The organism is Pseudomonas sp. TE21435 (assembly GCF_056279265.1).
The window spans coordinates 1157618-1179435 of the sequence record NZ_JBWBQZ010000001.1 but is presented as its reverse complement, the minus strand read 5'-3'; the positions used below and the strand labels follow the sequence as shown (position 1 = coordinate 1179435).

At 64.9% G+C, this 21818-nt stretch carries 25 protein-coding genes and 1 pseudogene; 16 read left to right on the top strand and 10 right to left on the bottom strand.

Annotation, left to right across the window (positions count from 1 at the left end; all coding sequences use genetic code 11):
• Positions 1-161 precede the first annotated feature (161 nt).
• The 8 genes from ACZ9C1_RS05335 (at position 162) to ACZ9C1_RS05300 (ending at position 10339) form a co-directional block, all read left to right on the top strand.
• Positions 162-1964, top strand: coding sequence for an extracellular solute-binding protein (locus tag ACZ9C1_RS05335; protein ID WP_476253697.1), 1803 nt, complete (start codon positions 162-164; stop codon positions 1962-1964).
• Positions 1961-3019 (top strand): microcin C ABC transporter permease YejB, encoded by a 1059-nt coding sequence (locus ACZ9C1_RS05330; protein WP_102681940.1) that lies wholly within the window; start codon positions 1961-1963, stop codon positions 3017-3019. The genes ACZ9C1_RS05335 and ACZ9C1_RS05330 overlap by 4 nt, the downstream gene beginning before the upstream one ends.
• Positions 3019-4035 carry an ABC transporter permease gene (locus ACZ9C1_RS05325; protein WP_476253696.1) on the top strand — a complete coding sequence of 339 codons (1017 nt, stop codon included), beginning with the start codon at positions 3019-3021 and terminating at the stop codon, positions 4033-4035. The genes ACZ9C1_RS05330 and ACZ9C1_RS05325 overlap by 1 nt, the downstream gene beginning before the upstream one ends.
• A 112-nt stretch (positions 4036-4147) precedes the next feature.
• Complete coding sequence (locus ACZ9C1_RS05320) at positions 4148-5536, top strand: sigma-54 interaction domain-containing protein (RefSeq protein WP_476253695.1); 1389 nt, start codon at positions 4148-4150, stop codon at positions 5534-5536.
• Between the two features lie 262 nt (positions 5537-5798).
• Positions 5799-7190 carry a GntP family permease gene (locus ACZ9C1_RS05315; protein WP_277504061.1) on the top strand — a complete coding sequence of 464 codons (1392 nt, stop codon included), beginning with the start codon at positions 5799-5801 and terminating at the stop codon, positions 7188-7190.
• 11 nt (positions 7191-7201) lie between these two features.
• Positions 7202-7972, top strand: coding sequence for a 3-hydroxybutyrate dehydrogenase (gene hbdH / locus ACZ9C1_RS05310; protein ID WP_476253694.1), 771 nt, complete (start codon positions 7202-7204; stop codon positions 7970-7972).
• Positions 7973-8061: 89 nt separating this feature from the next.
• The gene (locus ACZ9C1_RS05305) at positions 8062-10011 is read left to right on the top strand and encodes an acetoacetate--CoA ligase (RefSeq protein ID WP_476253693.1); all 1950 of its coding nucleotides are present in this window, start codon (positions 8062-8064) and stop codon (positions 10009-10011) included.
• Between the two features lie 52 nt (positions 10012-10063).
• Positions 10064-10339: a peptidylprolyl isomerase gene (locus ACZ9C1_RS05300; RefSeq protein ID WP_013972552.1), complete on the top strand. Its 276-nt coding sequence runs from the start codon at positions 10064-10066 to the stop codon at positions 10337-10339.
• Here the strand turns inward: ACZ9C1_RS05300 and ACZ9C1_RS05295 are convergent.
• The 3 genes and pseudogenes from ACZ9C1_RS05295 to ACZ9C1_RS05285 form a co-directional block, all read right to left on the bottom strand.
• Positions 10327-10767 carry a CZB domain-containing protein gene (locus tag ACZ9C1_RS05295; RefSeq protein WP_258601199.1) on the bottom strand — a complete coding sequence of 147 codons (441 nt, stop codon included), beginning with the start codon at positions 10765-10767 and terminating at the stop codon, positions 10327-10329. The genes ACZ9C1_RS05300 and ACZ9C1_RS05295 overlap by 13 nt on opposite strands.
• A gap of 54 nt (positions 10768-10821) precedes the next feature.
• Positions 10822-11061: pseudogene (locus ACZ9C1_RS05290) on the bottom strand (methyl-accepting chemotaxis protein); the annotation flags it as partial.
• Positions 11062-11584: 523 nt separating this feature from the next.
• Positions 11585-12208, bottom strand: coding sequence for a LysE family translocator (locus ACZ9C1_RS05285; protein ID WP_198755070.1), 624 nt, complete (start codon positions 12206-12208; stop codon positions 11585-11587).
• A gap of 135 nt (positions 12209-12343) precedes the next feature.
• Here ACZ9C1_RS05285 and ACZ9C1_RS05280 point away from each other — a divergent pair, with 135 nt between their 5' ends.
• Positions 12344-13162: an AraC family transcriptional regulator gene (locus ACZ9C1_RS05280; RefSeq protein WP_457378739.1), complete on the top strand. Its 819-nt coding sequence runs from the start codon at positions 12344-12346 to the stop codon at positions 13160-13162.
• A gap of 93 nt (positions 13163-13255) precedes the next feature.
• Positions 13256-13876 carry a LysE family translocator gene (locus tag ACZ9C1_RS05275; protein ID WP_198755068.1) on the top strand — a complete coding sequence of 207 codons (621 nt, stop codon included), beginning with the start codon at positions 13256-13258 and terminating at the stop codon, positions 13874-13876.
• Here the strand turns inward: ACZ9C1_RS05275 and ACZ9C1_RS05270 are convergent.
• A complete protein-coding gene (locus ACZ9C1_RS05270; RefSeq protein ID WP_198755067.1) occupies positions 13854-14549 on the bottom strand; it encodes a metallophosphoesterase in 696 nt (231 codons plus the stop codon). The two genes, ACZ9C1_RS05275 and ACZ9C1_RS05270, sit on opposite strands and share 23 nt — an antisense overlap.
• Positions 14550-14623: 74 nt before the next feature.
• Here ACZ9C1_RS05270 and ACZ9C1_RS05265 point away from each other — a divergent pair, with 74 nt between their 5' ends.
• Complete coding sequence (locus ACZ9C1_RS05265) at positions 14624-15133, top strand: DUF3016 domain-containing protein (RefSeq protein ID WP_277504040.1); 510 nt, start codon at positions 14624-14626, stop codon at positions 15131-15133.
• A 3-nt stretch (positions 15134-15136) separates the two neighbouring features.
• Here ACZ9C1_RS05265 and ACZ9C1_RS05260 read toward each other — a convergent pair whose 3' ends face one another.
• Entirely contained in the window at positions 15137-15661 is a 525-nt protein-coding gene (locus ACZ9C1_RS05260) for a DUF2867 domain-containing protein (protein WP_476253692.1), read from the bottom strand.
• Between the two features lie 82 nt (positions 15662-15743).
• On the opposite strand from ACZ9C1_RS05260, the gene ACZ9C1_RS05255 reads away from it, so the two are divergent.
• Both ACZ9C1_RS05255 and ACZ9C1_RS05250 read left to right on the top strand, forming a co-directional pair.
• Positions 15744-16484: a carbon-nitrogen hydrolase family protein gene (locus ACZ9C1_RS05255; protein ID WP_476253691.1), complete on the top strand. Its 741-nt coding sequence runs from the start codon at positions 15744-15746 to the stop codon at positions 16482-16484.
• Positions 16481-16723: a hypothetical protein gene (locus ACZ9C1_RS05250; RefSeq protein WP_102684267.1), complete on the top strand. Its 243-nt coding sequence runs from the start codon at positions 16481-16483 to the stop codon at positions 16721-16723. Before ACZ9C1_RS05255 ends, ACZ9C1_RS05250 begins: the two co-directional genes overlap by 4 nt.
• Positions 16724-16726: 3 nt before the next feature.
• Here the strand turns inward: ACZ9C1_RS05250 and ACZ9C1_RS05245 are convergent, their stop codons facing one another.
• Positions 16727-17227, bottom strand: a complete 501-nt coding sequence (locus ACZ9C1_RS05245; protein WP_102684266.1) for a methylated-DNA--[protein]-cysteine S-methyltransferase — start codon at positions 17225-17227, stop codon at positions 16727-16729.
• Between the two features lie 150 nt (positions 17228-17377).
• Here ACZ9C1_RS05245 and ACZ9C1_RS05240 point away from each other — a divergent pair, with 150 nt between their 5' ends.
• Complete coding sequence (locus tag ACZ9C1_RS05240) at positions 17378-17887, top strand: GNAT family N-acetyltransferase (protein ID WP_476253690.1); 510 nt, start codon at positions 17378-17380, stop codon at positions 17885-17887.
• Positions 17888-18328: 441 nt separating this feature from the next.
• Here the strand turns inward: ACZ9C1_RS05240 and ACZ9C1_RS05235 are convergent, their stop codons facing one another.
• The 3 genes from ACZ9C1_RS05235 to ACZ9C1_RS05225 form a co-directional block, all read right to left on the bottom strand.
• Positions 18329-18676: a hypothetical protein gene (locus ACZ9C1_RS05235; RefSeq protein ID WP_277504032.1), complete on the bottom strand. Its 348-nt coding sequence runs from the start codon at positions 18674-18676 to the stop codon at positions 18329-18331.
• A gap of 122 nt (positions 18677-18798) precedes the next feature.
• Positions 18799-19347: a GNAT family N-acetyltransferase gene (locus ACZ9C1_RS05230; protein ID WP_457378738.1), complete on the bottom strand. Its 549-nt coding sequence runs from the start codon at positions 19345-19347 to the stop codon at positions 18799-18801.
• Between the two features lie 142 nt (positions 19348-19489).
• Positions 19490-19867, bottom strand: a complete 378-nt coding sequence (locus ACZ9C1_RS05225) for a hypothetical protein (protein ID WP_102684263.1) — start codon at positions 19865-19867, stop codon at positions 19490-19492.
• Positions 19868-20556: 689 nt separating this feature from the next.
• On the opposite strand from ACZ9C1_RS05225, the gene ACZ9C1_RS05220 reads away from it, so the two are divergent.
• Positions 20557-20763, top strand: a complete 207-nt coding sequence (locus ACZ9C1_RS05220) for a DUF6434 domain-containing protein (protein ID WP_102684283.1) — start codon at positions 20557-20559, stop codon at positions 20761-20763.
• Between the two features lie 94 nt (positions 20764-20857).
• Here the strand turns inward: ACZ9C1_RS05220 and ACZ9C1_RS05215 are convergent, their stop codons facing one another.
• Positions 20858-21064 carry a hypothetical protein gene (locus ACZ9C1_RS05215; RefSeq protein ID WP_102684281.1) on the bottom strand — a complete coding sequence of 69 codons (207 nt, stop codon included), beginning with the start codon at positions 21062-21064 and terminating at the stop codon, positions 20858-20860.
• 410 nt (positions 21065-21474) lie between these two features.
• Here ACZ9C1_RS05215 and ACZ9C1_RS05210 point away from each other — a divergent pair, with 410 nt between their 5' ends.
• Complete coding sequence (locus tag ACZ9C1_RS05210; protein WP_102684262.1) at positions 21475-21750, top strand: hypothetical protein; 276 nt, start codon at positions 21475-21477, stop codon at positions 21748-21750.
• Positions 21751-21818 lie beyond the last annotated feature (68 nt).

Sequence of the window (21818 nt, the reverse complement as noted above, 5' to 3'; positions counted from 1 at the left end):
TCTTCCCCGTAGGAGAAGGTCTGCAGGAAGCAAGCTGCGTGGGAGCGGGCTTGCCACGCGATGGTGTCCGCCCAGGCAGCGCTATCGCGGGGCAAGCCCGCTCCCACGATACCCGCTCCCATGTCAGACTTGGCGGTGTGCTGACAAGTTGCTTGTACCTGATGTTGTCCTTGTCAGCTCACGCCGCGCCCACCCACGCCCTCACCGTCTACGGTGAAGGCCCACGCTACCCCGCGAACTTCCATCACTTCGACTACGTCAACCCTGACGCCCCCAAGGGCGGCAGCCTGCGCCGCTCGGCCATCGAGATCGGCCAGTTCGACCATATCCTGCCCTATATCGACAAAGGCATCGGCGTCAGCCAGGTAGACGGCTGGCTGTACGCGCCGCTGGCCATGCGTTCGCTCGACGAGCCCTACACCGTCTACGGCCTGATCGCCCAACGCCTGGAGCGCGGCCCCGACGACGCCTGGTTGCGCTTCTACCTCGACCCACGCGCCACCTTCGCCGACGGCAAGCCGGTGCGCGCCGAGGACGTACGCTTCAGCTACGACCTGCTCATGAGCCACGGCAGCCTCAAGTTCCGCACCCAGTTCACTGATGTCGCCGGGGTCACCGTCGAAGGCCCACGCCAGGTGCGCTTCGACTTCAAGCAGCCCCATGGCCGCACCCTGCCGCTGGAGCTGGCCGGCCTGCCGGTGCTGCCCGAGCATGACTGGCGCCAGCGCGACTTCGCCAACGGCGCCGGCTTCGACAAGCCCGTGGGCAGCGGCCCCTATCGCATCGGCAGGATCGACAACGGCCGCAGCATCACCTTCGAGCGCGATGCGAACTGGTGGGCGCGGGACCTGCCGGTCGCCCGCGGGCTGTACAACTTCGCCCGCATCAGCGTCGAATTCTTCGGCGATACCGAAGTGGCGCGCCAGGTACTCAAGGGTGGTGGCTACGACTACAACCGCGAGTACTCCGCCACCGCCTACACCCTCGGCTATAACGGCGCGGCGCTGGATGACGGGCGCCTGCGCCGTGCCCACCTGGGCCCGGCCAAGCCGCAGATCGCCCAAGGCTTCGTGTTCAACCTGGACCAGCCGCAGTTCAAGGACCGCCGCGTGCGCCAGGCCCTGGCCATGCTCTGGGATTTCGAGTGGAGCAACCGGCAGATGATGCGCAACATGTACATCCGCCAGCAGAGCCTGTACGCCAACACGCCGCTGGCCGCCCGCGCCCTGCCCGACGCCGGGGAGCTCAAGCTGCTCGAGCCGCTGCGCGGCCAGGTGCCGGATGAAGTGTTCAGCCAGGTGTTCAGTGCGCCGGTCACCGATGGCTCCGGCATCATCCGCCAGCAGCAGTTGCAGGCGCTGGCCTTGCTGCAGGACGCCGGTTGGCATCCCCAGGGCGATCGCCTGGTCAATGCCCAGGGCCAGCCGCTGAGCTTCACCTTCCTCAATGGCCAGTCGGGCCTGGAGCGCCTGCTGCTGCCGTGGAAGCGCAACCTGGCGCAGATCGGCGTCGAGCTGAACATCCGCAACGTCGACGCCGCCCAGTACGTCAACCGCGTGATGGCCCGCGACTACGACATGATCGTCACCGGTTACCCGGTGACCCTGTCGCCGGGCAGCGAGCAGTACAACTATTTCGGCTCCGCAGCGGCCAACGACCCCGGCTCGAACAACCTGATGGTGCTCAAGGACCCGGCGGTGGACCGCCTGCTCGACGGCCTGGTGCGCGCCAACAGCCAGGCCGACATGCTGCGCCACGCCCGCGCCCTGGACCGGGTGCTGCAATGGAACTACTACTGGATCCCCAACTACTACCCGCCTGGCAGCTCGACGGTGTGGTGGAACCGCTTCGGCCTGCCCAAGGTGCAGGCGGCCTATGACGAAGGCCTGGACACCTGGTGGGAAGTCAGCCCACGGGCACTGACCACACAGCAGATGGCCGAGCGCCTGGGGAACGCGCCATGACCACCTACATCCTGCGCCGCCTGCTGCTGATCATCCCCACACTGCTGGCGATCCTGCTGGTGAACTTCGCCATCGTCCAGGCCGCGCCCGGCGGGCCGGTGGAACAGGCCGTGGCGCGCCTGCAGGGTATCGGCGGCGGCGCGCCTGGTGCACGGGTCGAGGCGGTGCAGGGCGAATCCCGCGCCACCCGTGGCCTGGACCCCAAGCTGATCGAGGAAATCAAGCGCCAGTACGGCTTCGACAAGTCCGCCCCGGAACGGCTATGGCTGATGCTTGGCCAATATGCGCGGCTGGACTTCGGCCAGAGCTTCTTCCGCGGTGCCAAGGTCACCGAGCTGATCGTTGAGAAACTGCCGGTGACCCTGTCGCTGGGTTTTTGGGCCACGCTGATCACCTACCTGGTGTCGATCCCGCTGGGCATCCGCAAGGCGGTGCGTCATGGCAGCCGCTTCGATGCCTGGAGCAGCGCGCTGATCGTGATCGGCTACGCCCTGCCCTCGTTCCTGTTCGCCCTGCTGCTGATCGTGCTGTTCGCCGGCGGCACCTCGCTCAACTGGTTCCCGGTGCGCGGCCTGGTCTCCGACGATTTCGACCAGCTCAGCTTGCTGGGCAAGGTCGCCGACTACTTCTGGCACCTGGTGCTGCCGGTCGGCGCCCTGGTGATCGGTGGCTTCGCCACCCTGACCCTGCTGACCAAGAACGCCTTCCTCGACGAGATCGCCCGCCAGTACGTGGTCACCGCCCGGGCCAAGGGCCTGAGCGAACGGCGCGTGTTGTATGGCCATGTGCTGCGCAACGCCATGTTGCTGGTGGTAGCCGGCCTGCCCCAGGCGCTGATCACGGTGTTCTTCGCAGGTTCCCTGCTGATCGAGGTGATCTTCTCCCTCGATGGCCTGGGGCGCATGAGCTACGAGGCGGCGGTGTCGCGGGACTACCCGGTGGTGTTCGGCACTCTGTTCATCTTTACCCTGGCCGGGCTGCTGATCCGCCTGCTGGGCGACCTGTGCTACACGGTGCTCGACCCGCGCATCGACTTCGACGCGAGGGGCCACTGATGTTCTCGCCCATCGCCCGGCGCCGGCTGCGACGCTTCCGTGACAACCGCCGCGGCTGGATTTCGCTGTGGCTGTTCGCCGGGCTGTTGCTGCTGAGCCTGGGCGCGGAGCTGGTGGCCAATGACAAGCCCTTGCTGCTCGGCTACCAGGGCGAGCTGTACACCCCGGCGCTCAAGCGCTACACCGAGCAGCAGTTCGGCGGGCAACTGCCGTTCCAACCCGACTACCGCAGCCAGTACGTGCGCCAGCTGATCGAGGGCCAGGGCGGCTGGATGCTCTTCGCGCCGATCCCGTTCAGCGCCGACACGCCCAACTACGACCTGCAGGTGCCCACCCCCAGCCCGCCCAGCACGAGCAACTGGCTGGGTACCGACGACCAGGGCCGCGACGTGCTGGCGCGGGTGCTGTACGGCACGCGGGTCTCGCTGTTGTTCGCCTTCGCCCTGACCTTGCTCAGCGTGCTGATCGGCGTCACGGCCGGCGCCTTGCAGGGTTACCACGGCGGCTGGGTCGACCTGCTCGGCCAGCGCCTGCTGGAGGTATGGTCAGGGCTGCCGGTACTGTACCTGCTGATCATCCTGTCGGGGTTCGTCGAGCCGGATTTTTGGTGGTTGCTGGGGATCATGGCGCTGTTCTCCTGGCTGACCCTGGTGGATGTGGTGCGCGCCGAGTTCCTTCGTGGGCGCAACCTGGAATACGTCAAGGCCGCCCGGGCACTGGGGCTTTCCGACACCCAGGTGATGCTGCGGCATATCCTGCCCAACGCCCTCAACGCGACCCTGACCTACGTACCGTACATGCTTACCGGGGCGATCACCACCCTGACCGCGCTGGACTTCCTCGGCTTCGGCATGCCCGCCGGCAGCGCCTCGCTGGGCGAGCTGGTGACCCAGGGCAAGCAGCACCTCGAGGCGCCATGGTTGGGCTTCACCGCGTTCTTTGCCCTGGCGCTGATCCTGTCGTTGCTGGTATTCATCGGCGATGCGCTGCGCGAGGCGTTCGACCCGCGCCGGTGATCGCTTGTACCGGCCTCATCGCCGGCAAGCCGGCTCCCACAGGGTTCGCGCTAGCTCTGTGGGAGCCGGCTTGCCGGCGATGAGGCCTTCACGTCCAACCCAAGGCCAATGCATGCACGACAACCTCAAGGACTACCCCCAGGTCCGCCAACTGGCCATCCGCTCGCTGTTCGAGATCATCGAGCAATCCAGCGAAGGCACGGTGATCGTCGACCGCCAGGCGCGCATCGTCTGGATGAACGAGCGCTATGCCCGCCGCTTCGGCCTGGAGGACGCCGCCAGCGCCATCGGCAAACCGTGCGAGGCGGTGATCCCCGGCAGCCTCATGCGTGAGGTGGTGAGCAACGGCAAGCCGATCCTGCTGGATATGCTCGACACACCGAACGAACCGCTGGTGGTGATGCGCCTGCCGATCCACGACAACCAGGGCGCGCTGATCGGCGCCATTGGCTTCGCCCTGTTCGACGAGCTGCGCAGCCTGTCGCCGCTGCTCAAGCGCTTCGCCAGCATGCAGCAGGAACTGGCCTCGACCCGCTCGCAACTGCGCGCGCGCCAGGCCCGCTACAGCTTTGCCCAGTTCGTCGGCAGCAGCCCCGCCTGCCTCGAGGCCAAGCGCCGCGCCCGGCGTGGGGCCGGCAGCGACTCGCCGGTGCTATTGCTGGGCGAGACCGGCACCGGCAAGGAACTGCTGGCCCACGCCATTCATGCCGCCTCGGCCCGCGCGCACAAAGCCTTCGTCAGCATCAACAGCGCGGCGATCCCCGAGGCACTGCTCGAGGCCGAGTTCTTCGGCACCGCCCCAGGCGCCTTCACCGGCGCCGACCGCAAGGGCCGCAACGGCAAGCTGCAACTGGCCGAGGGCGGCACGCTGTTTCTCGACGAGATCGGCGACATGCCGCTGACCCTGCAAAGCAAACTGCTGCGCGTATTGCAGGAGAAGGAATACGAGCCGGTGGGCAGCAACCAGATGCTGCGCAGCGACGTGCGGATCATCGCCGCCACCTCCATCGACCTGCAGGCGGCCATGGCCCGGGGTGCGTTCCGCGCCGACCTGTACTACCGGCTGAACGTGCTGCCGGTGCAGGTGCCACCGCTGCGCGAACGCCTGGAGGACCTGCCGGCGCTGTGCGAGGCGATCCTCGTCGAACTGGGCAGCCAGTACGAGCTGGAGGCCGAGGCCCAGGCGTTGTTGGGGCGCCATGCCTGGCCGGGGAATATCCGTGAGCTGCGCAACGTACTGGAGCGGGCGACCCTGCTGGCGGACCAGCCACGACTGGGCGTGCATGACCTGGCGAACGCGCTGGGGCCGTTGAGCCCGGTGGCATTGGCCGCACCAGCGCTGGATTACCGCCAGGCGTGCGCCCAGTTCGAGCGCGGATTGATTGTCGATGCCTTGGTCCGCAGCGCCGGAAATGTGCCGGAGGCGGCGCAGGCATTGGGCCTGGGACGGTCGACGCTGTACAAGAAGATGGCGGCGCTGGAAATCGAGTCTCAACACTGAGACGCGCATCTCTTTTCTGAGATGACCACCAGGGCTTTGCCCTCGATCGCCGGCAAGCCGGCTCCCACAGGGGCGTACCGCGATCAACTGTGGGAGCCGGCTTGCCGGCGATGGGCCGCGGCGCGCCCCCACTTTCTCAAATCAGAGACACTGAGCTTCAGCGAAATAAGAAAAACCCATAAATTCAATGACTTAAGAACTTGGCACGATTTCCGCTATCTGCATTCCAACCATAAAAACAACAGTTGGAGATCCCCTTAGGATGACCGTGCTCATCGCCCTGGCCGCCCTGGCCCTGCTGATGCTCGCTGCCTACCGCGGCTACAGCGTGATCCTCTTCGCCCCCATCGCCGCCCTCGGCGCGGTGCTGCTCACCGACCCCGCCGCCCTGGCCCCGGCCTTCACCGGGGTGTTCATGGAGAAAATGGTCGGCTTCATCAAGCTCTACTTCCCGGTGTTCCTGCTCGGCGCGGTGTTCGGCAAGCTGATCGAGCTGTCGGGCTTCTCGCGCTCGATCGTCGCCGCCGCCATCCGCCTGCTCGGCACTCGCCAGGCGATGCTGGTGATCGTGCTGGTCTGCGCCCTGCTCACCTACGGCGGCGTGTCGCTGTTCGTGGTGGTGTTCGCGGTGTACCCGTTCGCCGCCGAGATGTTCCGCCAGAGCGACATCCCCAAGCGGCTGATCCCGGCGACCATCGCCCTGGGCGCGTTCTCCTTCACCATGGACGCCCTGCCCGGCACCCCGCAGATCCAGAACATCATCCCCAGCACTTTCTTCAACACCACCGCGTGGGCCGCGCCCTGGCTGGGCCTGATCGGCACATTGTTCGTGTTCAGCGCCGGCATGCTCTACCTGCAACGCCAGCGCAACAAGGCCCAGCGCAAGGGCGAAGGCTATGGCAGCAACCTGCGCAACGAACCGGAGACCGCCGACGACATCGCCCTGCCCAATCCCTGGCTCGCCCTGGCGCCGCTGCTTCTGGTAGGCGTGATGAACCTGCTGTTCACCCACTGGATCCCGCAGTGGTACGGCACCAGCCATACCCTGCAACTGCCGGGCATGGCCGCGCCGGTGCAGAGCGACGTGGCTAAGCTGACGGCAATCTGGGCAGTGCAGGCGGCGTTGCTGGTGGGCATCTTGATGGTGCTGGCCTGCGCCTTCGGCACTATTCGCCAACGCCTGGCCGAAGGCACCAAAAGCGCGGTGAGCGGCGCCCTGCTGGCGGCGATGAACACGGCCTCTGAATACGGCTTCGGCGCCGTGATCGCCTCGCTGCCTGGCTTCCTGGTACTGGCCGACGCCCTGCGCGGCATCCCCAACCCGCTGGTCAACGAGGCCATCACCGTCACCCTGCTGGCCGGCATCACCGGCTCCGCCTCCGGCGGCATGAGCATCGCCCTGGCAGCCATGAGCGACAGTTTCATCGCCGCCGCCAACGCCGCCAACATCCCGCTGGAGGTGCTGCACCGGGTCGCCGCCATGGCCAGCGGCGGCATGGACACCCTGCCGCACAATGGCGCGGTGATCACCTTGCTGGCGGTCACCGGGCTGACCCACCGCGAAGCCTACAAGGACATTTTCGGTATTACCCTGATCAAGACCCTGGCCGTGTTCGTGGTCATCGCCACGTTCTACGCCACCGGCATCGTATGAAGGAGAATTCCATGACGCTCAAAGGCAAGACCGCACTGGTCACCGGTTCCACCAGCGGCATCGGCTTGGGAATAGCCCAGGTGCTGGCCGAGGCCGGCGCCGACATCCTGCTCAACGGTTTCGGCGACCCGGCCGCGGCCATCACCGAGATCAGGCGGTTCGGGGTCAAGGTCGCCCATCATCCCGCCGACCTGTCCGACGTCGCACAGATCGAGCAGATGTTCGCCCTGGCCGAGCGCGAGTTCGGCGCGATCGACATCCTCGTCAACAATGCCGGCATCCAGCATGTGGCGCCGGTCGAGCAGTTTCCGGTGGAGGCCTGGGACAAGATCATCGCCCTGAACCTCTCGGCGGTATTCCATGGCAGCCGCCTGGTGTTGCCGGGCATGCGCGCGCGCGGCTGGGGGCGGATCGTCAATATCGCCTCGGTGCACGGCCTGGTGGGCTCCACCGGCAAGGCCGCCTACGTCGCCGCCAAGCATGGCGTGGTCGGCCTGACCAAGGTGATCGGCCTGGAAACCGCCACCAGCAACGTCACCTGCAACGCCATCTGCCCGGGGTGGGTACTGACGCCGCTGGTGCAGAAGCAGATCGATGACCGCGCCGCCAGCGGTGGCGATGCACAGCAGGCGCAACACGACCTGCTGGCCGAGAAGCAGCCCTCCCTGGCCTTCGTCACCCCCCGGCACCTGGGCGAACTGGTACTGTTCCTGTGCAGCGAGGCCGGTAGCCAGGTCCGTGGCGCCGCCTGGAACGTCGATGGCGGCTGGCTCGCCCAGTAAAGACTAGAGTGGAACAAGACAAACCCGCTCCTGTACAGGAGCGGGCTCGCACCGCGATAAGACGCTCATCCCTGACCGAGACTCCCGGCATGAACGACGTACTCTGGCGCCCCACCACCACCCAGATCGAAGCCAGCCGGATGGATGCCTTCCGTCGTCGCGTCAACCGGCGCTTCAACCTTCAGCTCGACGACTACGTCGCCCTGCATCGATGGAGCATCGAGCATCGCCCGCAGTTCTGGCAGACCCTCGCCGAGTACTTCCATGTGCAGTGGCACACGCCGCCTTCAAGCATCCTCGAGGAAGGCGAACACATGGCCGACGCACGCTGGTTCCGCGGCGCCACCCTGAACTTCGCCGAACACCTGCTGCAGCGCCGCGACGACCGCCCGGCCATGGTGGCCGTGCGCGAGGACGGCAGCCGCCACAGCCTCACCCACAATCAACTGGCTGCGCAGGTCGCCGGCTTGCAACAGGCTTTTCGCCAGGCCGGGATCGCGCCGGGCGATCGTATCGCCGCAGTCATGCCCAACTCCTGGGAAACCCTGGTAGCCATGCTCGCCGCCACCAGCCTCGGCGCGGTCTGGTCCAGCTGCTCGCCGGAGTTCGGCAGCCACGGCATCATCGATCGCTTCGGCCAGATCGCCCCCCGGCTGCTGCTGGTTTGCGCCGGTTATCAATATGCCGGCAAGGTCATCGACCAGGTCGAGAAGATCAACCAGGTCGTGGCCCAGCTACCGAGCGTCGAGCAGTTGCTGGTGGTGCCGCATACCCGGCCGCAGACCCGCGCCGATGAGTTCACCGGCAAGCCGACGACCCTGTGGGCCGACTACTTCACGCCCGGCGGTACGCCGACCTTCGCCGCGCTGCCCTTCGACCATCCGCTCTATATCCTGTATTCCAGCGGCACCACCGGCGTGCCCAAGTGCATCGTCCACCGCGCTGGCGGCGTACTGTTGCAGCACCTCAAGGAGCACGGCCTGCACAACGACCTCAAGGCCGACGATGTGCTGTTCTACTACACCACCTGTGGCTGGATGATGTGGAACTGGCTGGCCAGCGGGCTGGCGGTCGGCGCCACCCTGGTGCTGTATGACGGCTCGCCGTTTCACCCCGGGCCCGAGCGTTTGCTCGACCTGATCGACGCAGAAGGCATCCGCGCCTTCGGCACCAGCCCCAAGTACCTCGCCGCCCTGGAGCAGGCCGCTGTGGAGCCTGCGAAATCCCATGGCCTGGGCAGCCTGCGCCTGATCCTTTCCACCGGCTCGCCGCTGTCGCCCCACAGCTACGACTATGTCTACGCCAAGGTAAAGGCCGACGTGTGCCTGGCCTCGATGTCCGGTGGCACCGATATCGTCGCCTGCTTCGTGGCCGGCAACCCGCTGCTGCCGGTGCGCCGTGGCGAGATTGCCGGCAAGGGCCTGGGCATGGCGGTGGAAGTCTGGGACGAAAGGCGCCAGCCGATCAGCGGCGCGAAAGGCGAGTTGGTCTGCGTGCATCCCTTCCCCTCCATGCCGCTCGGTTTCTGGGGCGACGCTGACGGTCAACGCTACCACGACGCTTACTTCAGCCAGTTCGAAGGTGTCTGGTGCCAGGGCGACTACGCCGAGCAGGTGCCTGGCGGCGGGCTGATCATTCATGGCCGCTCCGACGCCGTGCTCAATCCCGGCGGCGTGCGTATCGGCACCGCCGAGATCTACCGCCAGGTGGAAAAGGTCGGGGAGGTGCTGGAGAGCGTGGCCATCGGGCAGGACTGGCACGGCGATGTGCGCGTGGTGCTGTTCGTGCGCCTGCGCGACGGTCTGCAGCTCGACGAAGCGCTCAGCCTGCGTATCCGCCAGGTGATTCGCCAGTACACCACGCCGCGCCATGTGCCGGCGGTGATCGTCCAGGTCAGCGACATCCCGCGCACCCTCAGCGGCAAGCTGGTGGAGTTGGCGATCCGCGACGTGGTACATGGCCGGCCGGTGAAGAACACCGACGCCCTGGCCAACCCCGAGGCGCTGGAGCAGTTCCGCGACCGCCCGGAGTTACGCTGAGGGCGACATCAGGCATAATGTCGCCCTTTTGCCCCGAAGCACAGGTAACCCCATGAAAGCCCAAGCCCGCCACATCCTGGTCAAGACCGCTGACGAAGCCGAAAAGCTCAAGCAGCGCATCGCCAACGGCGAGGCTTTCGACGTGCTGGCGAAGAAGTTCTCCACCTGCCCGTCCGGCAAGCGCGGCGGCGACCTGGGTGAAATACGTCCGGGCCAGATGGTCGGCGCCATCGACCAGGTGATCTTCAAGAAGCCCCTGCGCGTGGTCCACGGACCGATCAAGAGCAAGTTCGGCTATCACCTTGTGCAGACTTTCTATCGCGACTGAGCCTCGCTCTCGCGCCGTCTCTGCAACAACGAAGGCGATTGCTCGCCACTGGCGACCACGCGCTCCAAACCCTCCTGCACGGCAAGGCTGGCACTCTCCATCTCGGCCACCGCCTTGAGCATCGCTGCGGTATCGCCGCTGGCATGGGCATCGATGGCGTCGAATGCACAGCGGTGCACGGCGGCATGGGGCGCGTCGATATCCTTGTACCCTGCAAGATGCGCATAGTGCAGGGCCCCGTCCCCCTCGCGATACCACTTGCCCAGGCGGCAGTGGGTATGGTCGGTAAAGTCCGAGCCGCGCTCCTGCGAGACCCCGAACAACACCTTGTAGACACGGAACTTGTAGATCAGGTGATCGAGCTTGGCCAGCTCGCAGAAGCTGCGCAGCGCCGACACCGATGCCGATCCTTCGGCCACCGTTGACATGTCGAGCAACTGGCGCATGGTACTGGCCGCGGACTGGCCAACACCGCTGTATGACGACGAATGCTCGGCCAGGCTGGCGATATGCCCACGGCTTTGCGCACTGTCGGCACGAATCGCCGAGACCAGCGTGCCGATCTCGGCGGTGGCGTCTGCGGTGCGCCTGGCCAGGGTCCTGACCTCGTCGGCCACCACGGCAAAGCCGCGCCCGGCATCTCCCGCCCGCGCCGCCTCGATGGCCGCGTTCAACGCGAGCAAATTGGTCTGGTCCGCTACCTCGCGGATGATCTCCAGCACACCGCCGACCTGCTGGGCCTGATGATCGAGCCTGCCGACCTTCTCCGACGCTTCGCCGGAGGCATCGGCCAGTTGCTCGAGATTGGTCGCGATCGCGTCGATACTGGCCTGGTTGCTGCTGGCGATACCCTGGATGCGGATGGCGTACTGCCGTTCCTGCTCCATGCTGTGGGCGAGGCTGGCGAACGAGGTCTGGGTCATTTCCAGGGAATGCGAGAACGCCGAGAGGTTAGCGGCCAGATGGGCGAGCACCTGGTTCTCCCGTGCCAGTTCCGCCGCCCTCGATTCCGCCTCACGGACGCGCTGCTCAGATGCCGCCAACTGTGAACGGGAATGCTCCAGGGCGACGTTCAGCTCCTTGATCTGCGGGTCTTGCCGACCTGCCTTGCTCCACCACTTCACACCACGCTCCCGGGGTAGACCCACCGCTTGTCACCCGGCGAAAAAGCTCCGGGCAGAAACATGGAAAGGTCTCAGCAAGCGCAAAGCGCGGCAATACTCAGCTGCGAGGGAAAACAGCGGATCAGCGACGGGCCGCCAGCAGGCCAAGCCCCGCGCACCCCAGCAGCGAGGCGCTGACCCGGTTGAACATGCGCCGTGGCCCGGGCCGTTCGAACCAGCGCTGCAAATACGCGCCTAGCCCCGCATAAATGGCGATGGCCGCCCACTCCAGCAACAGGAACAACACGCCCAGGCGCAGGAATTGTTCGCTGACCGGGGTAACGCTGCCCACGGTGACGAACTGCGGCAGGAACGCGGTGAAGATGAGTATTGCCTTCGGATTGCCCGCCGCCACCCAGAACTCCTGGCGCGCCAGCTTCCAGGTGCCGCGAGGCTGCTCGCCGGCCACCGCCGCCTCGCCGACCGGTGCCCGCCACAGCTGCCAGGCGATATAGAACAGGTAACCCGCGCCCAGCACCTTGATCGCCAGGAACAGGTACTCGCTGGTGTGCAGCACCACGGCCAGGCCCATCGCGGCCAGGGCGATCATGCCGCTGAAGGCGAGCAGGCGCCCGGCACCGGCCACACAGGCGGTGCGCAGGCCATAGCGGCTGGCATTGTGCAGGGACAGCAGGTTGTTGGGGCCCGGCGCCATGTTCAGGGCGAAACAGGCGGGGATGAACAGCAGCAGGCTCGACAGGTCCATTCTTGTTCTCCGGCAGGGACCGGCGCAGCGTCGCGCCTGGCGGGCAGGCCCGTCAAGCACAGTGGCGCGGCAAATGGCCGGAACAGCTGCCAGGCGCTAGACTGGCGCCCTCCGTACGTCTCAAGGCACCTCGCCATGACCCGCCCGAGCAGCGAAATCTGGTACGAACCGGCCATGCCGTACGTCGAGAGCCGGCGCGCCTGCCATAGCCGCGCCTGCTACAAGGCCCATAGCCACCCCAGCTTTTCCATCGGCGCAGTGGATGCCGGCAGCAGCCGCTTCACCGGCGCCGCCCGCGGTGAGGAGCGCTTGACGCCGGGTACCCTGGTGTTCGTGCCGGCGCAGCGGGTGCATGCCTGCAACCCGCAACCGGGACAGGCCTGGAGCTACCAGATGCTGCACCTGGATGCCGAGTGGCTGCGTAAGCTACGCCTCGAATCCGGCGTTGCCGCAGGCGAGCCCAGTGCCGTGGCCCGGGTCATTCGCTCGCAAGCGCTGTACCGGCAGTTCTGCGCGCTGAACAGGTTGCTGTTTTCACCGGCGGCAACCTTCGAGAAAGAGGCGGCGTTGGTGGCCTTCATCGGCGAACATGATTTCTCCATGCACCCAGCCTTGCTGCCGGCGCCACCATTGCCGCCGTCGACACTGCGCGAACTGTTGGAGCACGCCCAGGAGCAGGACCTGGCCGAACTGAGCCTGGAGCGCCTGGCGCGCCAGGCCGGCATGGGGCGCTACCAGTTAATACGGGCGTTCAGCGTCGCTACCGGCATGACCCCTCACGCCTGCCTGCTCAACGCGCGGGTGAACAAGGCCCGGAGTCTGTTGCGCCAGGGGCAGGCGCTGGCGGAGGTGGCCTATAACCTGGGCTTTGCCGATCAGAGCCACTTCCAGCGGGTGTTCAAGGCGCATGTCGGGGTGACACCCGGGGCCTACCGGGCGGCACTGAAGCACTGACATCACCGCACAGCGGCCCCCTGCAATAATCTTCAATACTCCACCCATCACCAGCAACAGACTGCGGCTACCTCCACCAGGAAGCCCGCCCCCATGCAACTGTTCATGCTCGTCGCCACCGCCCACTTCCTCGCCCTGCTCTCCCCCGGCCCGGACTTTTTCCTGGTCGCCCGCACCTCGGCCAGCGCCGGCTGGCGGCTCGCCAGTGGCGCCTGTGCCGGGATCGCCCTGGCCAACGGCGTGTTCATCAGTGCGGCGTTTACCGGGGTATCCTTTTTGCGCGATGGCAGCCCCCTGTTCGTCACCCTCCAGCTGGCGGGCTGTGGCTACCTGCTCTACCTCGGCCAACTGTTCCTGCGCCATGCCGGGCAAGCCACCCTGACGCACGGCGAACCTGGCGCGGCATCGTCTGCCCGTGGCTGGCTGAACAGTTTGGGCATGGGCTTCGCCTCGGGCATCCTCAACCCGAAGAACGCACTGTTCTATGCAAGCCTGGCGAGCATGATCGCCAGCAGCGGCACCTGGGCCAAGCTGGGCTATGGCATCTGGATGTTCGGCATCGTCCTGGCCTGGGATCTGGGGATTGCCGTGGCCATAGGCAACCCGCGGGTGCTGCGCCGCTTCGCTCGCGCCCTGCCCTGGCTCGAGCGTGCCTCGGGCTTGATGTTGATCCTGCTGGCCGGCGCTGTTCTCACGCACCTGGCCTGGCACTGAGCGGCTCAAGGCCGTCCAGTTCTAGCAGGCTGAAGTGACCGCGGCTCCAGCCGCCGGTGTCCAGGTGCCAGACGTTGCCCAGCACCTTGATCTCCAGCACCGGTGTATGGCCTACCAGCAAGGCGCGCAGGCCCTTGACCGGGCGGCTGTCGCCCTCCTTGAGGCGCCGGCGCGACCACTGGCACACCTCGCGCACCTGCAGGTCATCCCCGGCCAGCAGGCTCGCACACAGCTGGGGCCAGTCGTCGAATGGGCTGTCGGCATGCAGCAAGCCGACCGGTCCGCCCGCCGTGTCGACCTGCAAGGCGATCGGCAGGTGTTCGAACACCTCGACGAAACGCACCTGCTCGGCCTTTGGCAAATCGAGGAACCATCCGCCGCCGGCCGCCCGGTACATGTCCAGGTCGACCCGGCCACCGCGCAGGTGATTGACCGCCAGCGACTCGTGATTGCCCTGCACCGCATGGAACCAGGGCTCGGCCAGCCATTGCAGCGCCTGTGCGCTGCCCGGCCCGCGGTCGACCAGGTCACCGACGCTGAACAGCCGATCGACCACCGGATCGAAACCAACGGCCTCCAGACAGTCACGCAGGCGCTCGAAATGCCCATGGATATCGCCCACGGCCAGGTCACGGCCACGGCTGTTGGCGGCGATCCGCTTGAACGCACTCATTGCATCATTCCTCTGCTTCTGCCCGGCACCGGCGTAAAATAGGCGGGTAAACCGCCCGAATCCGGAGGTGCATCATGCGAACCACCCTGGCCAGTTGCCTGCTGATGGTGCTGGCACTAGACAGCATGGCACAGGGCGCCTCGACCGCGCAGGTCGAGGTGCGTTTCGACCACCCCGAGAAATTCCGCGATGCCAGCCTCGACAACCGGGCCTACACTCGCGGCGCCGACCCGCAGGTGATGAAAGCCCTCACCCAGCACCTGCAGAAACTCGGCCAGCGCTACCTGCAGCCTGGCCAGCAACTGGTCATCGACATCCGCGACATCGACCTGGCCGGCCAGTTCGAGCCCTGGCACAACCAGGCTTACGATGTGCGCTTCATGCGCGAAGTCACCTGGCCCAGCATTGACCTCGACTACATCCTGCAACAGCCCGGCCAGCCCGCGCTAAAGGCCCAGGAGCACCTGAGCGACAAGATGTACCTCAGCCGCCCCGGCCGGCTGGGCAACAACGACCGGCTGTATGCGGAGAAGGCCATGCTCGGCGACTGGTTCCGCCTGCGCTTCGCCCAGCCGCCCTCTTGAGCATTACCCTGCCAGCCGGCGCAGGGCGATGGGCGCGATCAGCCGATGGAACGGCGCTACCGGCAGCATGTACAGGCGGCCCAGCCGATTGTGCGTGCGCACCACGGTGCTCACCAGCACCTCGCAACGGCCCTCGGTAGTCGGCCGTCGCAGCAGGGCGATGTGCACGTCCAGGTGCTGGTCGCGGTCGACCAGCAGCACCTCATCCTCGGTGTTGGCCACCAGGGTGAAAATCCCCACCCGCTCTCCGGGCTGGTAGCTGCCGGGGGCGCGGGCCGGGTCGATGGCGGTCAGGCGCCCCAGGTCCTTGAGGCCGAGCAGCACGACCAGGCGGTTGCGCAGCACCATCAATGTGTCGATCCAGCCGGGCATGCTCGTCATCAGGCGCAGGAAGTGCGCCATGGCGGGCCGCCCGTCGTCCGCAAGCTCAATTGCCCGACAATGGCGAAAACCCGCCTTTGCGGCATGCGCGGCGATCAGCGAGTCGGCGGGTATGGTGGCGGCATGGGTCATTGTGCTTTCGTCCATGAAATCGACACATCGGTACTGGGAGGGAGCGGCAGTCGATTGTATCCTCGACAGCCGACGACATGCCAAGGACGGATACTCCATGAAGATCTGCGCAGTACAGCTGGCCCTGATCAAAGGCGATGTGGCCGCCAACATCGCGCACCATCTGCACGCCATCGAACAGGCCGCGGCCCTGGGCGCCGAACTGCTGGTGTTCCCCGAACTGTCCTTGACCGGCTACGAACCAACGCTGGCCCGGCAACTGGCCATGCCCGCCGACTCGCCGCAACTGGCACCGCTGCAAGCCGCGTGCGACCGCTTCGGCGTGACGGCGGCGGTCGGCCTGCCCATGCCGACCATGGCCGGCGTGCGCATCGGCATGCTGGTACTGCGCCCGAAGCTGGCGCCACTGGTGTATGCCAAGCAGCGCCTGCATGACGACGAACTGGACTACTTCGTGCCCGGCAGCACCTCGCTGGTGTTCGCCGCCGGCAGCCACCAGGTGGCGCCAGCCATCTGCTATGAATCGATGTTCCTCGAGCACGCCGCGCACGCCCAGGCCCAGTGCGCCGACCTTTACCTGGTCAGCGTGGTCAAGACCGAGGAAGGTATCCGCGCAGGGGCGGCGCACTACCCGCAGGTTGCCCGGCGGCTGCGCATGCCGGTGATCATGAGCAACTGCGTCGGCCCCGCCGACAAGTACGTGGGGGCCGGGCAGTCGGCGGCCTGGGATGCCGAAGGTAACCTGCTGGCCTGCCTCGGTGATGCAGCACCAGGCCTTCTACTGCTCGATACGGCGACAGGCACTGCCCAGGCATGGCCGCTGGAGCTGTGCGCATGAAGTATGCGCTAGTGATCCTGGCCAGCTATGCCAGTGTCTGGTACCTGGTGGGCACCCTGATTCGCGGGCGCCTGGCCGATATCGTCGAAGGCCTGCGCCATCGCCCGGACGCCCCGCCTGCGGGGCAGTATCTGCGCGAAGTTGAGGCCCACGCCCGCCGCGCCCACCGCCACTACAGCCTGTTTGCCGGCACAGTGCTGGCCCTGGTGTTGACGGTGTTTTGTGCCTGGCTCGGCTGACGCCTAGAAATCCAGCGCCAGGCTCTGGCGCCCCTCCAGCGCCAGCAGATACTGCTTGGCCGGCAAGCCACCGGCGAAACCGGTGAGGCTGCCCGAGGCCCCGATCACCCGGTGGCAGGGCGCGATGATCGAGATCGGGTTGCGGCCGTTGGCCGCGCCCACCGCCCGAACCGCATCGGGCTTGCCGATTTGCCGGGCGATCTCGCCATAGCTGCGGGTCTCACCAAAGGGAATGGTCAACAGCGCCGCCCACACCTCACGCTGGAACGCGGTCCCGGCAAAGTCCAGGTCCAGCTCAAAGCGCAGGCGTTGCCCGGCGAAGTACTCGCCCAGCTGGCGGGCGGTCTCGCGCAGCACGCCGTGCTGGTCGTCGCGATGCAGCTCGCCCAGGCGCACCCGGTTCTCCCGCTCGTGCTCCCACAGCACGGCAGCCAGCCGCTCGCCCCGCGCCACCAGGGTCAGGGTGCCGACAGGCGATTGCATGAGGGTGAAGGCACAAGACATGGCAGGCTCCGGCAGGATGACAATCGCTGCACTGTAATCATCGCGGCGCGGCCACGCATCCGCTTTCTTGCCCAGCCATCGCCACTGGCCAGCCCGAAGCGCTACCTCGTACACTGAGGCGCCACTCGTTTTTCAAAGGACGGAAACACAGTGAACGACGCCTCGCCCGACATCGTCATCGAACGCTTTGCCGAGCAGCACCTGCACGGTATCACCGCGCTCTACAACGAACCTGCGGTGTGCCGCCAGGTGCTGCAGATGCCCTACCAGGGCGTCGAAGTGTGGCGTGAGCGCCTGGCCGCCTATCATGACCGGCAGATCCGCCTGGTGGCGGTGCACCAAGGCCAGGTGATCGGCAATATCGGCCTCGACCAGAGCACGCGCATCCGCCAGGCGCACCTGGGCGAACTGCTCATGGGCGTTGCCCAGGCCTGGCAAGGCAAGGGAATCGGCTCGCGCCTGATGACGGCCATCCTCGACATTGCCGACAACTGGATGAACCTGCGCCGCGTCCAGCTCACCGTCTACGCCGACAACGAACCGGCACTGGCGCTGTATCGCAAGTTCGGTTTCGAGGTCGAAGGCCGGTTGCGCGACTACGGCGTGCGCGATGGGGTGTTTGTCGACGCGCTGTGCATGGCGCGGCTGCGTCAGTCGTAGAACACCATGCCTTTCCGGGTGTTCGACGTGAGAGTTGCAGCGTTCTTGAGACCGAGCGCCGCCCGCGCGGCGCATCGCGGATGAATCCGCTCCTACATTTGTTGCAACGTACCGAACCTGGAAGGCCATGGTTGCCAGCCTTGGCGCAGGTCTTGAGATGAGTGGGGCGGCAGCAATGCCCACAGAAAAACCGCGTCGAGCACACAAGGCTCACAACCATGGCCTATCAGGCATGGTCACGTTGCAACAAATGTAGGAGCGGATTCATCCGCGATGCGCCGCGCGGGCGGCGCTCGATCTGATAGGCGCTGCAAGATTTGCGGCGGACACCTGAAGCCCCTCCTCCGGTCTATTTGAAAGGGATGCGCATAAGGCCGGGATCAAGTAGGACAAGATCGTTTCGCGGGACGACGCAAACGGCAGCGCCCCGCGAAGCTGCGATCATACCCTCGAACACATCAGCGCGGCATCGAGCAGGCGCCCCTTGTCATACCAGGCATCGCGTTGATAGGCGGAGTATTGTTGCCGCCCTGGGGAGCCCTGGACCTTCACCAGGCCGTCGGCCTTGTACGGATCGGTGCTGGCGACAAACAGCTCGAGGGCGTCCTGGTTCTGCACGATAAATGTCGTCGCGTTTGCAGGAAGCTCGGCCCTGACGCAGTTCAGGTAATCCGGCGGAGCTTTCGCGGTCACGCCGAAGGTGTTGTCGCGCCCGGCCCGGATATCGGGATCATGTGCGCAACCGGCCAGCAGCAGGCTGGCGGCCAATGCCATCATCAAGCGGTTCATACAGACTCCAACCACCCCAGCAGGATGTCCTGGACAGAGCCACACAGCTACTACCCTTTTTAATAGTCTGCTTACGATCTACAAGCCTAGCCCCAGAGTGACGGGCCCGGTATGCCGGTTCGCTATATCGCCTGGATGGGCCGGTCGATCCGGTAGAGCACGTGCGGCCGCAACGGATTGCCTTCAGGCACCGTCACGTCGAGGAAGTCTTCCTTCGGCTCCGAACGCATCCCCAGCCTCTGCATCAATGCCCTGGAGGGTGTGTTGATGCTGGAGGTGTAGCCGATGACCTGGCGCAACCCAAGGGTCGACCACGCGTAGGCCAGGCAGGCACTGGCCGCTTCGAATGCATACCCTTGCCGCCAGTGGCTGCGCCCGAGGATCCAGCCGATTTCGACATGCGGGCCGCCTGGTATCTCGTCCCCGGTCGAGGACAGGCCAAGCCCACCGACCAGCGCGCCATCTGCCTTGCGCTCGAGCGCGACAAAGCCGAAACCGTGTGTTTGCAGGTGCCGATCGCACTCGGCAAGCATCGAGCGGGTTTCAGCGGGCGTCAGTACTGCGGGGTAGTAGTAGCGCCTGACTTCGGGGTCGGCGTTGACGAGGGCAAAGGCTTCGATGTCCCGCTCGGCCCAGGGGCGCAGGACAAGACGTGGGGTCTCGATGAACATGGGTTAGGCGCAACTCCCTTCTACCAGGCAGGACCGACATCGCCTTGCGATGCCTGCGAGGCATGGGAATCTAGCACATGCGCATGACCGCGGAACTCCGGCCCTCAATAGACCGGAGCCCGGACAGGTCAATCAATCGCGATCAAGCTTTGCCGAACACATAGAAGCTCAGGTTGGCCGAACTCTTGCCCGCGGCGAACAAACCGCGCAGGTTGTTCATCGAAACGCTGCGAATGTTGAAGGTCTCCTGGGTGGAGTAGCTGTCATTGATGCTGACGTACTGCAGGTTCTTGTCGCTGCCACCGGAATAGTCCAGGCGAACCATGAAGGTGCCCGCGCCGGCGGTGGTCCTGAGGATGAAGGATTTGTACTGCTGGATTTGCGCTTCGACGAAGTTCGCGCCGGCCCGCTCACCTTCCTTGCCCTTCACATCGCAACGACCGCTGCTCAGGTAGGTATAGCCTGGGGGTACCTGAACATCGGCGGCCAGTTCTTCTTTGAAAGCCTGTTGCTGTGTCATGACTCATGCTCCTTATGAGTTGGATTTGCGTACAGCACTGGTGAGTCTACAAGCGCCAGGCAAGTCGGCACTGCTGGCGGACAAGCGGAGCACGCGAACGAGTATGCAAACAACAAACAAACCCTCGATCGAACGCAATTCTCACAGGTGTCCGATCTCTCGCGCAGACGGATTCCCGATCACTCTGTGCCCGGCCCCGATTCAGGGGACGTATCCCCAGGCGTGGGGATCAGGCGCTGGCCTGCAGGAACATAAAGACCGCCACCACATCCACGGCCAGCACGGCGGCCACGACGAAACTCATGAAATAGAAGTCATCCTGGAACATGTCTGCACTCCCGCCTGGTGGGTTTGCTTGACTCAAGCAACTCCCGTTCCAGCCTGCCCGCTTCAAGATCATGTCCATTGGTCAGACGTGGTGAGGCTATCGCGCAAACAGGCGCTTACTGATCACTCACTCCGGCTCTACGCAGGGATGCCAATCGAGGTGTGCCCCGATGAGACGCATCCAGAAAATCATCCAGCAGCGCCGTCGGCAGCTGCATGTGCACCTGCCGCCCAGCGAACTGAAGGCGTTGAGCCGTGACGATGGGCCCGGCACGGCGAAAACCGCATGGCTGCCGGAGAGGCGCCAGACCACAACAAGTGATGCTAGGCTCCAGCGAACCTGGCCATCCAAGGTAGTGGAAATGAACTTCGACTGGCACGCAGGACCTATCACGCGCACGACCCTGCTCGACAAGAACTACCGCAATACGCAGAAAGTCCGACAATTTTTGCTCGGTGAATGCGGCGCGGCGTTCAAGTTCGATCGGCCCTTCATGGCCTGGGTCAAGAGCGGAGCGCCCTCCACCATGGGTGATGTCGCGGATGAATGGATGCGTAGGCGCAGGTGACCGCCCGGCAGCTGTGCTGCCGGCCGATCACCCTGGGATGTCTTTCAGACGAAAAAGCCCGCCAGATGGCGGGCTCTCTGCCTGAGGCGCGGGATCAGTTTGTCTGAATGCCTTTGATCAACTGAAGACGCATTGGGTAGCCCTGGCCAGGCTGGACCACAGTCTCGGTTTCAACGGTCTGCACGACCTTTCCCTGGGCATCTTTGGTGACGGAAATGGTCTTGCTGTACGAGCTCTGGACAACGCAGCCGCTCAGAGTGGCGCTAGCAGCGATAAGTGCCAGAAAAATAACGTGTTTCATATCGAGCATCAATCCTTGGAAATGGGCGGCGCGCAATGTAGCAACATGCCACCATCAAAGGAAGCCTGCGGTTTCAGTTCGGCTTTGGAAGTCCTTGTCACCCCCAACGTGCCGCCCCTTGGCTCGTGCCCCTGCACTTCCCTGTAAAGCAAGCCTTGTTCACGCTTGAGCATCAGCCCGTGCGAGTAAATAGGTCAAATTTCGGAACTGGAAAAAGCCATCGAACTACTTGCTTTAATTATTTCATGGTCTTAACTGCGTAGCACAACAACCCATACTGGAAAAAGGCATGACTTTTCTTACAGCCCCATGAGCTAACCTAACTACTAATCACAAGTAGCAGTGGCAAGTCTGCAAATTCCAAATAGGGAGCCGACTCATGGAATCTACAACCCAAAGGGACTTAAAATATGAAGCTCACGATCACCAATGGCGCAAGCACATCGATTGACATTGCAGTGAGTGCATGGCGTAACGACGGCAATGACAGTTACTACTCGATAGCTCAAGGGGAATCTGATACCTGGGACCGCAGCGACGCAAGAGGGTACTTGATGGCGGTAAAAATGAAATCCCAGGTAAAAACCTACTACATATCCCAAACCAGCAAGATAGTTGTTGAAGACAACATTGTTAAAGACCACGGCCAAACCCTTAACCCGCTATACGCAGTAAACAACATGTAATACCAGCAGTAGTTGTCAATTGCAGAATGACTGGCATGCTGCACAGTGCCAGTCATTCTGCATGCCAC